Origin of the sequence: Paraburkholderia sp. BCC1886 (genome assembly GCF_900996245.1) — a bacterium.
In the GTDB taxonomy this organism is placed as follows: domain Bacteria; phylum Pseudomonadota; class Gammaproteobacteria; order Burkholderiales; family Burkholderiaceae; genus Paraburkholderia.
Window position 1 is genome coordinate 87,842 of the sequence record NZ_CAAJGK010000042.1, and the last position, 14,143, is coordinate 101,984.

The window sequence follows — 14,143 nt, forward strand, 5'->3', positions numbered from 1 at the left end:
GGTGCAAGGGACATACGCATGGGCGCAATGCCGGCCGTCGTCCGGCAACCTTTTCTCAAAGGAATATCTGAATCATGACCAATCGCAAACGCAAGCTGAAGCTCGCCACCTTTCTCTCCGGTTTCTCGGGTATCGCCGGCTGGCGGCACGCGGACGCGTATGCGGATGGCTCGGTCAATTTCGAGGCATTCAGGAAAGTCGCGCAAACCGCCGAGCGTGGCCTGTTCGACTTCGCGTTCGTCGCGGACTCGGCCTATATCACGGAAGATTCGATTCCCTACTTCCTGAGTCGATTCGAACCCGCGACGATCCTGTCGGCGGTTTCGGTCGTGACGCGCAATCTCGGACTCGTCGGCACGTTTACGACTTCGTTCAGCGAGCCGTTCACCACGGCGCGTCAGCTGGCTTCGCTCGACAAGCTGAGCGGCGGGCGCGCCGGCTGGAATGCCGTGACTTCCGCACTCGAGGGACTGGGCCGTAACCATAGCCACGAGCGGATTCATCCGCACGAACTGCGTTACGAAATTGCGAATGAGTACATCGACATCGCGCTCGGACTGTGGGATTCCTGGGAGGACGACGCGTTCATTCGCGACAAGGACTCGGGTGTCTACGCGGACCTGAACAAGATGCATCGCCTGAACCACAAGGGCAAGTTCTTCCAGGTGGAAGGACCGCTAAACCTGGAGCGTTCGCCGCAAGGACGGCCGGTGGTGTTCCAGGCCGGCGGCTCGGAACCGGGCCGCGATCTTGCCGCGCGGCTCGCCGATGCGATCTACTCGCGCCACAGCGATATTCCGCGCGCCACCGAATTCTCCGAGGATATCCGCCGTCGCGCGGTCGCCTATGGACGCAAGCCGACCGACATTCTGATCTTTCCGACTATCACACCGATCGTCGGACGCACGCGCGAGGAGGCCGAAGCGAAGTACCAGGAGCGCATCCAGTACGTAGATATCGATCTGGCCATTCAGTACATGAGCCGGTTTTTCAGCTTCTACGATTTCTCTCAGCATCCCTTGGACGAGCCGCTGCCCGAACTGGGCGACATCGGCAAGGACAGCTTCAAGTCCACGGCGGAACTGTATTTACGCTGGGCGAAAGAGGACAATCTGACGCTGCGTCAACTCGCGCTGCGTGTGGCCACGCCGCGCGGCGATTACATCGGTACGCCGGCCGATGTCGCCGACAAGATTCAGGCGATCTTCGAAACCGGGATCGTCGACGGCTTCATCATCGGCGACGGGCTCGAGGATTTCGTCGACCATGTCGTGCCGATCTTGCAGGAAAGAGGTATTTATCGGACCGAATACGAATCGACCACGCTGCGTGGCAATCTCGAACTCGACTATCCGGTGAACCGTTATACGAAGAGCCGGGAGCAGGCATGAGCACGGTCTCGCCGAAACCCCAGCCGCGTCTATTCGATAACGTCGACGACGAGCGCTACGATCGCAAACTACGACTCACAGCGGCGTTCCGTCTGTTTGCCCGCTTCGGCTTTCAGGAGGGGGTGATGGGTCATGCATCGGTACGCGACCCCGAGCGTTCCGATCATTACTGGACGAATCCGTATGCGACCGATTTCAGCTCGCTGACGCCGGACGACCTGGTGCTTTATAACCTGGACGGACAGATCGTCGAGGGCACCAATCGCTACATTCACGGCGGCGGTACGCAGATTCACATTCCTATTCTGAAAACGCGTAGCGACGTCAACGCGGTCGTTCACACACATTCGGTCCATGCGCGTGCCTGGTCGGTGCTCAACCGGTTGATCGATCCCGTCTCGGCGGAATCGGCGGCGTTTTACGAGCGGCATGCGCTCTACGATACCTATCGTCATGGCGAGGGTTATTCGCTCGCGAATGCGATTGGCACCAACCGTGCGGTGCTGCTGAAAAATCACGGCGTGCTGACGGTCGGCCAGACGATCGACGAAGCCGCGTGGCTGTTTCTCGCTTTCGAGCGCGCGGCGCAGGCGCAACTGCTGGCTGAAGCATCGGGCGCAATCGAGCGCATCCCTCACGAACACGCATTGCTGATTTCCGAGCGGACCACGGCGACATTCGGCTGGCTGAATTTCCAGCCGCTGTTTCAGGGTGTGCTGCATGCCAACCCCGATCTCAAGCCGAGGCCGAACACGCTGCTGCGGCATATCGGCCCCTAGCGCACAGGCGCTCTTTCTCTGTACACCGACACGAAACCTCATGACGCTATTTCGCCGCACTCGCTTGCTGGAACCGCTTTTCCGTTTTCTATTTCTCGCTGTGCTGCTGGCATCGTCCTGCGCGCGCGCCGAGACGCCTCCGCCGGTAATCCGCTTCGGTTCGCCGGAAATCTCGACGAACCGCGCGCTCGCGGGCGGCGTGATCGTAGGCATCGCAAACGAGAAAGGCTGGTTGCGCGACGAATTCGCCAAAGACAACGTGCGACTCGAATTCGACACGTTTCGCAACGGCGCGCCCGCGGTCGGGCAGGCTTTGGCCAACCGCCAACTCGATTTCGCGGTGCAGGGCGACCTGATGTCCGTCATCGGCCACGCGGCCGGTTTGCCCACCACGTTACTGTTGCCGTCCGTGAAGCTGGGTAATGCGTACCTGGCAGTTCCCCCGCAATCCGGGGTAAGCAAGATCACCGATCTGCGAGGCAAGCGGGTGGCCTATTTCAAGGGCAACTTCGTGCATCTTCAGGTGCTGCGGATTCTCGCCGCGAACGGCATGAGCGAGAAGGATATCCGCTCGGTGTTCCTCGATCCGCCCACCTCGATTGCCGCACTCGCGTCAGGCGACGTCGATGCCGTGTTCGGCGGACCGGAGTTGCTGCCGGCTCGCGATCGCGGCGCACTGAAGATTGTCTACAGCACGCGCGGACAGTCACCCACGTTGACCGCGCAATCGGGCTTCATCGCGCGAACCGAGTTTGTCAAAGCGTATCCGCAAACGACTCAACGCATCGTGGATGTACTGGTGAAGACCGCGCGTTGGGCCTCCGATCCCGCCAACAGGGATCAGGTGTTCGCGCTCTGGTCGACCGATGGACAACGTCGCGCCGACCTGGAAGAAGACTATAGCGGCCGGCCGTTGAGCGACCGGATGAGTCCGCTGCTCGATCCGTTTTTCGTCGAACGCTATCGTGCAACGCTCGATCAGGCAACTGAGCTAGGCTTCGTTCACGGGCAGAAATTCGATGTCGGGCAATGGATCGACCGGCGCTTCCTTCAGTCGTCGCTCACGCGACTCGGACTGAGCGATTACTGGCAACCGCTCGATATCAACGGCGAGCACGCTCATCCATGACGTGAAGCCCACCTTCTACACGACAACCCGCGGGCTTCATTTCAGTTCATGGCCTGCAGACTGCTCTCGTGATAGCGGCTGGGCGCAACGCCGAACGCGCGCTTGAACATGGTCGAAAACGCAGCACTGTCCGCGTAGCCGAGGTCCGCGGCAATGCGCGAGAGTGAAATGCCGCTCCTGAGCAGATCGACTGCGCAGGACAGCCGCACCTGCTGTCGCCATGCGCCGAACGTCGTGCCGAGTTCCGTCTGGAACAGCCGTGCGAGCGTGCGTTCGCTGGCGCCCGTGACGTTCGCCCATTCGCCGAGCGTCAACGTCGAACCGGGGTCTTCCATCAGCGCCTCGCACAATGTCTTCAGACGGCGGTCGCCTGGCAGCACGAGTGCGCTGGTGCGCTGGTTGGCGCGCCTGACTTCTTCGAGCAGTACGTCGGTGAGCCGGCGGCTGTGGTCCGTCGCCGGCCCATAGTCCGCACCGAGCCATTGCATCAGTTCACGCATCAGCGGCGAAACATCGACCACACAGCACTGGTTGGCCGGCAACGGCGAATGCCGGGGGTCGATGAACACCGCATGGAATTCGGTCGCGCCGATCATCGTCAGTTCATGTTCGACGCCAGGCGGTATCCATACTGCGCGAAACGATGTCACGGTCCAGACCTGGCGCTCCGTGGTGACGCGCATGTTGCCTTTGATCGGACAGGTCAACTGGCTCCAGTTGTGACGATGCGAACTGATGACGCCATCGAGCGGCGGCTTGCGATGATGAACCGTCACCGGTTCGAATTCCGTCGGGGACCGACGCCCGTCAGGATTGAAGTGGATGCGTGGCATACATTAAAAAGTTTTTGTCCGACTGGCTAATCAACGAAATCGAATGGCGCGATACGATGCAGACAGACTTTGGTCTGCCGGCCAGGTGCACCATTGTCGAGCATGATTTAACGGTTCTCGCGGAACTTCACCCTGGTGCGGACACTTCGGCGTGACTGCGCAGACCCGTTTCAATACCCAAAGTTTGCCGGAAATAAACGCTTACCGTTCTTTTGATTTATCGAAACGATAGTCGGGTAAGCGCAATAGGCAGATGGCAAATACATCAGGATCAACTCAATGGCATTTCCTCAACGCGCCGGTCTGGCCGAGGTAGCGGAGCCGGTTGCCGACCCCGGACGAGGCGTGACGTTACGCACACTGTCGGGTCTGGTTGCATGGCTACTCCCGCTGACCTTGTTGCTGGTCTGGTTTATCGGCTATCGCGAGGCGTGGATCTCGCCGCAGATCCTGCCGTCCATCGGACAGGTCGTTCAGGCGCTCGTCGATGCGTGGGAGAGCGGCGCGCTACAGCACGACGCAGGCGTCAGTCTGCTGCGGGTACTGGCCGGTTTCGTTCTCGGCGGCGCGTTGGGATTTCCGCTCGGTATTGCAATGGGTTTGTCGGAACGCGTTCGCGACTACGTTTATCCGACTTTCCGCATCATTGCGTACGTGCCGCTACTCGGCTGGTTACCGCTGCTGGTGCTGCTGCTCGGTATCGGAGAAACGCTCAAGATCGTCCTGATCGCAAAAGCCGCGCTCGTGCCAATCACACTCAATACCTACAACGGAATGCGCAGTGTGCCGGTGGCGTTCTCCGAGCTGGGTGCGGTATTCCGGTTCAGCCGCTGGCAATTGGTCCGGCATGTGGTGTTTCCGGCGGCGTTTCCGCAGATATGGAGCGGCGTGCGTTACGGGTTGACGCAATGCTGGCTGCTGCTCGTGATCGTCGAGTTTCTCGCCTCGGATTCGGGCCTTGGTTACATGATCATCAGCGGCCAGCAGTTGTTCCAGATGGACGCGGTATTCGCCGCTTTACTGGTGATCGGAATCATCGGATTCCTGCTCGACCGTGTTTTGCGGTGGGGCGAGACCCGGCTATTCGGCGAGGAGCAACGGCCATGAACTCATTGGCGCAAACCGTGGAAACGCTTCGAACGCCTGCCGCCGCTCGTCGCTGGACCAGACTGCGGCGTGGCGTGACGCTGCCGCTCCTGCTGGTGGCGTCGTGGTGGGCCGCCTACACATTCGGGTGGACGCACTCCCGCCTCTTCGTTCCGCCTGCTGAGGTGGTTCGAACCGGTCTGGGCATGGTGCTGGACGGCGAGCTGCCCAACGCGTTACTGGCGAGTCTGGCCCGCGATCTCTCGGGCCTGGCGATCGGCTCGCTCGCGGGCTTCGGATTTGCGCTGCTGCTGCAAAGCTCGCGCTGGATCGACGCAGCGATCGCCCCGACTTTTCATTCGATCAGGCAGGTCGCGCTTTTCGCATGGATTCCGCTGCTCGGCACGTGGTTCGGTCTCGGCGATACGGGCAAGGTCGTGTTCGTTTCTCTGGCTGCGTTTTTCCCGGTATGGCTGAATGCGGCGCAAGGGCTCAAAAGCGTGCCGGAGCACTACAAGGAACTGGCCGAGGTGTTTCGCTTCACGCGCTGGCAACGCTTCCGGAGAATCGTGTTGCCAGCGATCGTTCCTTCGCTTTTCAACGGCTTTTATCTCGCGCTCGTGACTTCGTGGATTGCCACGCTCGGCGCCGAGTTTCTCATGACGTCGGGTGCCGGGATGGGCAGCGTGCTGAGCGACGGACGCGAGAATTACCGCATCGACCAGGTGCTGGTCGGGGTCGCCGTGGTGGGGCTGACCGGCTTCGCCTTCCATTCATTCGCGGCGAGCGTCGACAGCCTGCTCGCGCGACGACGCGGCGCCGGGGCACGAACCTGAGCGTCTCATCCGCTAATTTTTCTTTCAAATCATGAATCGTTCGAAACCCGTCGACACGCTAACACTCCGGTCGGTCAGCAAGGACTATCAGTCGGGCGGTACTAACCGGCGCGTGCTCGATAACATCGACCTCGACGTCGCGCGCGGCGAATTCGTCGGTATCGTCGGTACGAGCGGCTGTGGCAAGTCGACGCTGCTGCGTCTGATCGCCGGTCTGGATCGCGAATACGACGGCGATATCCTGATGAACGGCAAGCGCGTGGCCGGTACCGACCTCGCGCGTGGCATCGTGTTTCAGGATCACCGGCTGCTGCCATGGTTGAGCGTCGAGCGCAACATCGCCCTCGGGCTGATGAACGCGCCGGGCACGCGCGCCGAAAAAGAGCAGACGGTGCGCGAGCATATCGCGCTGGTTCAGCTCGAAGGCTATGAGCAGGCGCGTCCTCATCAACTGTCGGGCGGAATGGCACAACGCGTCGCGATCGCTCGCGCACTGATCAATCGTCCCGAAGTGCTGGTGCTCGACGAACCGTTCGGCGCGCTCGACGCGATGACGCGTAGTTACCTGCAGCGCTCGCTTGCACATATCTGGGCCAGGGAGCAGGCGACCATGGTGCTTGTCACGCACGACGTGGAGGAGGCGGTCCTGCTGTCGGACCGGGTCGTCGTGATGTCGGCGCGGCCGGGGCGTATACGACGCATCGTCGAGGTGCCGCTCGCGCGTCCTCGCGATCCGGCGAGTCCTGAGTTTGCGGCGATCAAGGCCGACCTTCTGAGCGATTTCCGCGAAATCGGCTCGACGCTGGCGGCGCCGGATGCACTATACCCAGCCGCAAGCGTCGAGTCGACGGCCGACGTCCGTATTGCGTCGGGCGCTCGTTGAGCTACCCGCCCAACTCTTCATTTTGCAGAGACTCTTTATGACACGCGAAGCCCGCATTCTCGTTCTGCCTGGCCGGGGCAGTTCCGGACCCGATCATTGGCAAAGCCATTGGGAAGCGGCCAATCCGTCTTATGAGCGCGTGCAGCAGGACGAGTGGGACAATCCCGTGCTCGATGCCTGGCTCGCGCGCCTGAACACGGTGATCCAGGCACTGCCGGTGCCTACGCTGCTGATCGCGCATTCGCTCTCGGTTTCGTTGGTGGCGCATTGGGCAAGCCGTTTCACCGGGCCGGTCGCCGGCGCGCTGCTGGTCGCACCTAGCGATGTGGAATCGCCGGACTATCCGGTCGGCACGTCGGGATTCGCACCGTTACCGCTGCGCTCGCTGGGTTTTCCGGCGATCGTTATTGCCAGCAGCGACGATCCGCGGGTGAGCGTCGAGCGCGCCCGGCAATTTGCCGGAGCATGGGGCGCCAGATTCGAACTGGCGGGCGCGTACGGGCACCTAGGCTCCGCATCGTTGCTGGCGGACTGGTCCTACGGTCGTCAGAAGCTCGCCGAGCTAGCCGAAGTGGCGGGCGTGAGCCTGCCGGGCCCGGTCGGGTCGAGCGCGCACTGACACGTGCCCTAACAGGCCCACTGATAGCACCCCGCAGCCGCACGATACTGCGATCACTTCGCCTGCGAATGCCGCCGAAGAAAGTCGATGATCGCAGCGCGGTCCTCCGCGTTATCGACACCTGAAAAAGCCATCCTGTTGCCAGGTACGGCTTGCTGCGGGTCCTTGAGGAACAGGTCGAGGGTTTGCTCGTTCCACACGATCCCGCTTCGACGCATCGCCGGCGAGTAACGGAAGCCTTCCCCCGTGCCGGCGTGACGACCTATGACATCGCCCAGACTCGGGCCGACGCGCGACTCCCCGGGCGTCACGCTATGACAGGCCGCACAGCGCTCGAATGCGTTTGCCGATGCAACGGTCGGCGCGCTCGCGAGTCCCGACACCATCGCCGGTAATCCGATGCAGCCTGTCTGCAGGATGAGTCTTGTGTATCGGTACAAAAGCGTCGCGTTCATGAATCCGGCCTCATAGAAAAGAAGGTTCGAGGCGATCGTAGCGTGCCGCGAAGCAGGCGTGACGATGCCTGCCGGACAAATTCTTTTTAATCCGCGCCATGCCCAAATCGCGTGACCGGGCCCAATCGATTCCGGCACCTGATGTCCGCTTTGCGAAGAAAACTGTCAGGCTTGAAGGGCGGCAAATTGCTCCGTAATCCGTATCATCCGGTCATCGACATTTCTGAAGAGGAGGTAGTGTGGGGCATTTTCGCGGAATCATTTACGACAACATTATCGACACGATCGGTGCGACACCGCTGGTGCGTTTCAACAAGCTGGCGGCCGCGCACGGTAGCCGGGCCGAGATCATCGGCAAGCTGGAATTTTTTAATCCGCTTTCGTCGGTGAAGGACCGCATCGGCGCCGCCCTCATCGACGATGCCGAACGCGCCGGACGAATTTCCCCAGGCGCATTACTGATCGAACCGACCTCGGGCAACACGGGTATCGCACTCGCTTTCGTCGCGGCCGCAAAAGGTTATCGACTGATTCTCTGCATGCCGGAAAGCGCTTCGATCGAACGGCGCAAGATGGTCGGACTACTGGGCGCGCAAGTGGAACTGACGCCGGCCAGCGAGGGGATGGGTGGCGCGATCCGTCGCGCCGAGGCGCTGCAACGCGACAATCCCGGCTCGTTGATCCTGCAACAGTTCGAGAACCCGGCGAACTCCAGCGCGCATCGCAAGACCACCGCCGAGGAAATCTGGCAGGACACCGGCGGCCAGGTCGATATCGTGGTGTCGGGCATCGGCACGGGCGGCACGCTCACCGGAGTCGGCCAGGCGCTGAAAGCCCGTAAGCCGTCGCTGCAACTGATCGCGGTCGAACCCGCCGGCAGCGCGGTGTTATCGGGCGGTACACCGGGACCGCACAAACAGCAGGGCATCGGCTCGGGCTTTTTGTCGAAGATTCTCGAGCTGGACAAACTCGACGAAATTCTCACCGCGACCGACGACGCAGCGCTGAACACGGCAAAACAGATAGCCGCGCTCGAAGGCGTGCCGGTCGGTATCAGTTCGGGGGCGGCCCTCTCTGTGGCGTTGCGCGTGGGTCAGCGTCCGGAGAACGAAGGCAGGCAGATCGTCGTGATCATTCCGAGTTTCGCCGAGCGGTATCTGTCCACCGATCTTTTCGCGGACGTCTGAGCGGACTGAGATTCCTGCGCCCGACCCGTGAGGGTCGGGCGTGATGTGCGGCTCATTCGTGCGGCTCATTCAAACCAGCAACTGGGGATGGGCGAGATAACGCTGGCGAATGGCGTCGGCGGCGAAAAAGGTCAACGCGCCGATGGTACCGGTGGGATTGTAGGCGGCGTTGTGCGGCATGATCGCGCCACCCGTGACGAACAGATTCGGATAGTCCCAATGCTGGCCGTATTTGTTCACGACGCTATGGGAAGGGTCCATACCCATGATGGCGCCGCCGGTGTTATGCGTACCCTGATAGCCTTCCACGCCGTATGGCTTGACGTTCGGCCGCGGTGGCGTGACGTGGGTCGGATTCGCCGCGCGGGCAATGCGATCGATAGCCTGCGCGGCATGCGTAGAGACGCGGTGCTCGTTGTCCGGAAAGTCGAACGTGAGACGCAGCATTGGGTCGCCGGACTGGGTCCGATAGTCGGGATCGAGATCGAGATAGTTGTAGCGATTCGGCATCACGCTTGCCATCGCGATGATCGGCATCGTACGCGAATACCATCGGGCGATCTCTTCCTTCCATTTTTGGCCCCACCTCGGGGTGCCCGGAGGCACCGGGTGGTAGCCGATCGGGCGTCCATTGGTATGGCCGCCCAGAATCACCGAGCCGCCGATAAAGCCGGCCTTCGCGCGATCGAAATTCCAGTTCGTGTAGTAGTCGTCGATGGCCGTCGAGTTGCCGCCTGCCGAAAGGAACGGATTGAACTCCTTGTCTTCGAAGAACAGCATCGCGCCGGCGCCCGTGTTGTAGCAATAGTTCTTGCCGACCAGACCGGTCTGCGTTTGCGGATCGTACGGCTTGCCGATGTTCGACCTCAACAGCAGGTGAACGTTACTGAACGTATAGCCACTGAGAATCACCAGGGCAGCGGGTTGAAACACCGTTTGTCCCGTCAGCAGATCGATATATTCAACGCCGGTAACGCGTTTGGCCGACGCATCGGTTGCGAGCCGCGTGACCCGCGCATGCGTGCGCAGCGTGAAGTTCGCATGACGCTGCGCGGCCTGAATCACCGTGTTGTGCGGACTCGCCTTGGCGTTGGCCTCGCAACCGAAGCTGTCGCAGAAACCGCAATATTGACATTGACCCATCGCGATGCCGTCGAGATTCGTGTAGGCGCGCGACGCATTCGAAGCGGGCGTGGGGAACGGGTTGTAACCCAAATCGGTGCCGGCCTGTCTGAACACATCGGCCGCGAGACCCGCGGTGAGCGGTGGCAGCGGATAGTCGCGCCGCCGCGGCGCTTCATAAGGATTGCCGCCCGCGACGATGCGGCCGCGGAGGTTGCCGGCCTGGCCGGATGTGCCTGCCGTGTATTCGAAACGGTCGTAGTACGGTTCCAGTTCCGCGTAACTGACGCCCCAGTCCTGCAGATTCATGTCGGAGGGAATGAACTGTTTGCCATAGCGTTCCTCGTACATCGAACGGACCTTGAATTCCATGTCCGACCAGCGCCAGGTCAACCCGTTCCAGTGCGTGCCCGAGCCGCCCACCCCTTCACCCGGAAGAAATGAACTGAGTTTGCGCATGGGGAGCGCACGTTGCCCGACGTTGTTGCGGAAGGTCAACGTGTCCTGCTTGACGTCCTGCATCAGCCCCATACGCACCGAGTACTTCAGTTCGTCGCGAATGTGCGGGACGGAAAAATCTTCGGCGGTGCTGCGCGGCGCGCCGCGCTCCAGTCCGACGACCTGCAGACCCTGCTCGGCCAGTTCCTTGGCCATGATGCCGCCGGCCCATCCCATGCCGACGATCAGGACGTCGACTTCCTTGAGGTGCGTTGCCAATTGCTACTCCCTAGTCCAGATCTGCGATGCTGTTGATCGGCGCGACGTAGCGCCTGTTTTTGAATTTCACGACGTCCATGGCGTGTGTGGCAATCACACCCGGAAAACCTACGAGCCGCCAGCCGGCCTTGCCGGCATTGCCGCCGTAGATCGGATCGGCAAACATTCCCTCGACCACCAGCTGGTACAGCAGGCCGAATACGAGAGGGCCTGGCAGGCCGTTGTCCAGCACGGTGTCGGGCGATTCGAGAGCGTGCAGAAAGGCCTCCTTGTCATCGGGGCTCAGCCGTGCGAACGTCGTGCCATAACGACTGCCCGAAAGACGGTCGATACCCTCCGCGCTCGCACGGAACAGTTCGGCGGGCGTTAGCGGCAACTGATAACCCTGGCTAGGTGTCCCGACATGCCATGGACCTTCGGTGTAGAGGCGCTCGCCCGCGCCCCAGTTGCCACCGAGCGCACGATCGAAGTAGATATTGATGGCGAGGCCCGTGCCGCTCGGGCTGAGCTGATCGGCGGGTACCATGTGGTCGACCAGCGCTTCGACGAAATCGGCTTCGGCCGGCCGCAGGAACAGATAGCCGGGCGACTGCCCGGCGCGTTCCGGCGACGCGCTGCTCACGCCGGCCGCGGGTGCGTCGGCCGTGGCGGCGCGGCCGACCAGAGGCGTCGCTACGCCGACACCCAACGCGGCGCCGCTGCCGAGCGCATGGCGGATGAAACGACGCCGGCCCTGAACGGAATCGGTCATAAAGGTGCGCTCCTAGAAGTCGTAGCGAACCGACAGCTGGAAGGTTCGCCCGGGGTTGTAGAAAGCCGAATTGAGTCCGATCGACGCGGTCGTAAAGTTCTGCTGCACGTAGTAACGGTTCAGCAGATTGCGAACCTGGAACTGTCCCGACCAGTGACCGCCCGACGCGGCGAAACTGACGCCGGCGTCGATGTAGATCTGCGTGGGCGTGCGCAAGGTATTGCCGATGTCCTGATACGACGGCGTCAGATAACGGACCGTGGCGTTCGCGCGAGTAGCGCCGGGCAGCCCGAAGCGTGGCAGCGTGTAGGTGGCGGAGGTGCCTGCCACGAAATGCGAGATGTAAGGCAGAACGTTGCCGGCGTAATTGAGCGCGGCGGCGCCCGTCGGATTCGCGAACTGCTGGAAGGTGCCTTGCAGCAAGGTTAGCCAGTTGCTGACCAGCAGGTTGCTGAGCGGACGAAAAGTCGTTTCGAGTTCCGCGCCGTATGTGCGTGCCTTGCCGGCGTTGACCGTCACCGAGCCGTTGATGGCCTGGCCGTTGACGATCGCATTGGCGATTGCCGCCTGGTAGTCGTCGAAGTCGTTATAGAAGATCGACGCGTTGGCTTGCAGGCGGTTACCGAACAGGGTCGCCTTGGTGCCCACTTCGTAGGTCGTGACCCGCTCCGGATTGACCGCGACCTGCGCGATCTGCAGGGTGGCGGCAACCGGGTTATAGCCGCCTGACTTTTCTCCTCTCGTGATGCTGGCATACGAGAACAGGTCGGGGCTCCACTTGTAGTCGATACCGATCTTCGGTGTGACGCTGTTGACATCCTGCGTCAGATCGCCGGTCGAGAAGGTCGTAGCGAGTTGGGCTTGCGACGAATTCGACTTGTAGCCGATCTCGTTGAACACCTGCCAGTCCCGATTCAGACGAAGACCGGCCGTCGCTCCGAGCCGGTCGGTGATCTGATAAGTACCCTGAAAGTACGCGGCGAGGCTGGTGTTGTTCACCGTGGAATTGATGCCGGTGTACGCGCCATTGGTCCATGCCGGACGGTTCGTGTTGAACCCTTCGCGCAGGCCGATGATGCCGGTCGTGAATTTGAAGCGGCCGTAGTCGCCGAGCAACTGGAATTCCTGAGTGGTTTCGTGTTCGTGCTGGTTGATCAGGAAGCCAAACGTGTCGGTAGGCAGGCCGTCCAGCAAGGTCGGATTACGGTCGTCGCGAATCTGTCTGTACGCCGTGATCGACTTCAGCGTGAGGTGTTCGTCGATGATTTTGGTCAGCCTTAGTGACAGGCCGCCGATATTACGGTCGACACTCGGGTCGGTGTTTTCGAAAGTCGTCCTCGGCGACGACCCGAGGTGGTTCAATGCGATCGGGGTATTCGTATCGCCGCCCACGTGCGTGCCGTCGATCGAAAACACCGCATCGAAGTCGTGCGTCGGCGTGAGCCGAACTTTCGCACGAAACTGGCTGACGTTCGAGGCGCCGACATCCTGATGCCGGACCGGGTCGTAGACTTCGCCGAGATCCTGATAGTGATTGAATGCAAAACTCGCATACAGCAGATCCGGCGCGATGACCCGGGAGACGTATCCTTTCGTGCCCCAGCCATCGTGGCTGCCTCCAGTGCCCTGAATCCATGCCGTGTTGTCGGTCGGGTCGACGGTGACGAACTTGATTGCGCCGGCGCTACTGTTCTCGCCGTACAACGTGCCTTGCGGACCCCGCAGAACTTCGACCCGTTGCACATCCGGCATCCCGAGATAGATGCCGTCGCCGAGTTGTCTTGCAATGTAGACATCGTCGATATAGATGGGCACTGCACTGGAGTAGGTCGGGCTCGACGTGCCAATACCCCGGATGTAAATCGGGCCGCCGCCGCCGTTACCCTGAAAGGCGCCCGGTGCGGTCAGGCCAGCGACGGTAGCGCTCAGGTCGCGGTTGCTCGGGTTGTTGTTCTGACGCAGCGTCGTGCCGTTGATCACACCGACCGAAACCGGGGTGTCCTGAAGTTTCGTCGCGCGGCGCTCGGCGGTGACGGTGACTTGCGGCAACGTGGCATCGTGGGAGTGGCCTGCGGCCGGTTTCGCCTGTGACTGCGCTTGTGTGCCGGTCGGATTCTGTGGCTGTGTGTCGCTTTGGGCGTGTGCGGAAGTGCTGAGCGCGGTGCCCACTATCAGCAAGCCTGCCGCGGATACCCTGCGCCGTCCCGCTGTCCGTCGATGTTTGCGATTTCTCATGGTTATCAGGTGTGGATGGAGGTGTGGTGAAGACGGTTTGTCCTGTCGTTCGCATTTCTATCTAATCGATAGAGATCAAATGCAGGACGCCGATAGGAAACTGGGACGCGCGAAAACGGG

Annotated in this window: 13 protein-coding genes; 8 read left to right on the forward strand and 5 right to left on the reverse strand. The window is 61.5% G+C overall.

The annotated features are described in order from the left end of the window. Nucleotides 1-74: 74 nt before the first annotated feature. Genes FQ746_RS12735 through FQ746_RS12745 form a run of 3 tightly spaced genes read left to right on the forward strand, consistent with a single transcriptional unit; the run spans nucleotide 75 to nucleotide 3,299 of the window. On the forward strand, nucleotides 75-1,391 hold the full coding sequence (locus FQ746_RS12735; protein WP_144109742.1) for an LLM class flavin-dependent oxidoreductase: 1,317 nt from the start codon (nucleotides 75-77) through the stop codon (nucleotides 1,389-1,391). After that, entirely contained in the window at nucleotides 1,388-2,170 is a 783-nt protein-coding gene (locus FQ746_RS12740; protein ID WP_144109743.1) for a class II aldolase/adducin family protein, read from the forward strand. Before FQ746_RS12735 ends, FQ746_RS12740 begins: the two co-directional genes overlap by 4 nt. 40 nt (nucleotides 2,171-2,210) lie before the next feature. After that, entirely contained in the window at nucleotides 2,211-3,299 is a 1,089-nt protein-coding gene (locus FQ746_RS12745) for an ABC transporter substrate-binding protein (protein ID WP_186310720.1), read from the forward strand. 41 nt (nucleotides 3,300-3,340) lie between these two features. On the opposite strand, the gene FQ746_RS12750 is transcribed toward FQ746_RS12745, so the two are convergent. Then, nucleotides 3,341-4,075 (reverse strand): AraC family transcriptional regulator, encoded by a 735-nt coding sequence (locus FQ746_RS12750; protein ID WP_260854012.1) that lies wholly within the window; start codon nucleotides 4,073-4,075, stop codon nucleotides 3,341-3,343. A gap of 336 nt (nucleotides 4,076-4,411) precedes the next feature. Here FQ746_RS12750 and FQ746_RS12755 point away from each other — a divergent pair, with 336 nt between their 5' ends. From FQ746_RS12755 to FQ746_RS12770, 4 genes are read left to right on the forward strand one after another with little or no spacing between them, the layout of a single operon-like run. Then, entirely contained in the window at nucleotides 4,412-5,239 is an 828-nt protein-coding gene (locus tag FQ746_RS12755; RefSeq protein WP_144109746.1) for an ABC transporter permease, read from the forward strand. Next, nucleotides 5,236-6,054 (forward strand): ABC transporter permease, encoded by an 819-nt coding sequence (locus FQ746_RS12760; RefSeq protein WP_144109747.1) that lies wholly within the window; start codon nucleotides 5,236-5,238, stop codon nucleotides 6,052-6,054. The genes FQ746_RS12755 and FQ746_RS12760 overlap by 4 nt, the downstream gene beginning before the upstream one ends. 31 nt (nucleotides 6,055-6,085) lie before the next feature. Further along, nucleotides 6,086-6,937, forward strand: a complete 852-nt coding sequence (locus FQ746_RS12765) for an ABC transporter ATP-binding protein (RefSeq protein ID WP_144109748.1) — start codon at nucleotides 6,086-6,088, stop codon at nucleotides 6,935-6,937. A 37-nt stretch (nucleotides 6,938-6,974) separates the two neighbouring features. Then, nucleotides 6,975-7,556, forward strand: coding sequence for an RBBP9/YdeN family alpha/beta hydrolase (locus tag FQ746_RS12770; protein ID WP_144109749.1), 582 nt, complete (start codon nucleotides 6,975-6,977; stop codon nucleotides 7,554-7,556). 53 nt (nucleotides 7,557-7,609) lie between these two features. On the opposite strand, the gene FQ746_RS12775 is transcribed toward FQ746_RS12770, so the two are convergent. Continuing rightward, entirely contained in the window at nucleotides 7,610-8,011 is a 402-nt protein-coding gene (locus FQ746_RS12775; RefSeq protein ID WP_144109750.1) for a c-type cytochrome, read from the reverse strand. A 239-nt stretch (nucleotides 8,012-8,250) separates the two neighbouring features. On the opposite strand from FQ746_RS12775, the gene cysK reads away from it, so the two are divergent. Next, the gene (gene cysK / locus FQ746_RS12780; protein ID WP_144109751.1) at nucleotides 8,251-9,198 is read left to right on the forward strand and encodes a cysteine synthase A; all 948 of its coding nucleotides are present in this window, start codon (nucleotides 8,251-8,253) and stop codon (nucleotides 9,196-9,198) included. Between the two features lie 69 nt (nucleotides 9,199-9,267). Here the strand turns inward: cysK and FQ746_RS12785 are convergent, their stop codons facing one another. The 3 genes from FQ746_RS12785 to FQ746_RS12795 are packed head-to-tail and all read right to left on the reverse strand — an operon-like array spanning nucleotide 9,268 to nucleotide 13,837. Continuing rightward, nucleotides 9,268-11,037, reverse strand: a complete 1,770-nt coding sequence (locus tag FQ746_RS12785; RefSeq protein ID WP_186310721.1) for a GMC family oxidoreductase — start codon at nucleotides 11,035-11,037, stop codon at nucleotides 9,268-9,270. 10 nt (nucleotides 11,038-11,047) lie between these two features. After that, nucleotides 11,048-11,788 carry a gluconate 2-dehydrogenase subunit 3 family protein gene (locus tag FQ746_RS12790; RefSeq protein WP_144109752.1) on the reverse strand — a complete coding sequence of 247 codons (741 nt, stop codon included), beginning with the start codon at nucleotides 11,786-11,788 and terminating at the stop codon, nucleotides 11,048-11,050. 12 nt (nucleotides 11,789-11,800) lie between these two features. Continuing rightward, nucleotides 11,801-13,837 (reverse strand): TonB-dependent receptor, encoded by a 2,037-nt coding sequence (locus tag FQ746_RS12795; RefSeq protein ID WP_186310722.1) that lies wholly within the window; start codon nucleotides 13,835-13,837, stop codon nucleotides 11,801-11,803. Nucleotides 13,838-14,143 lie beyond the last annotated feature (306 nt).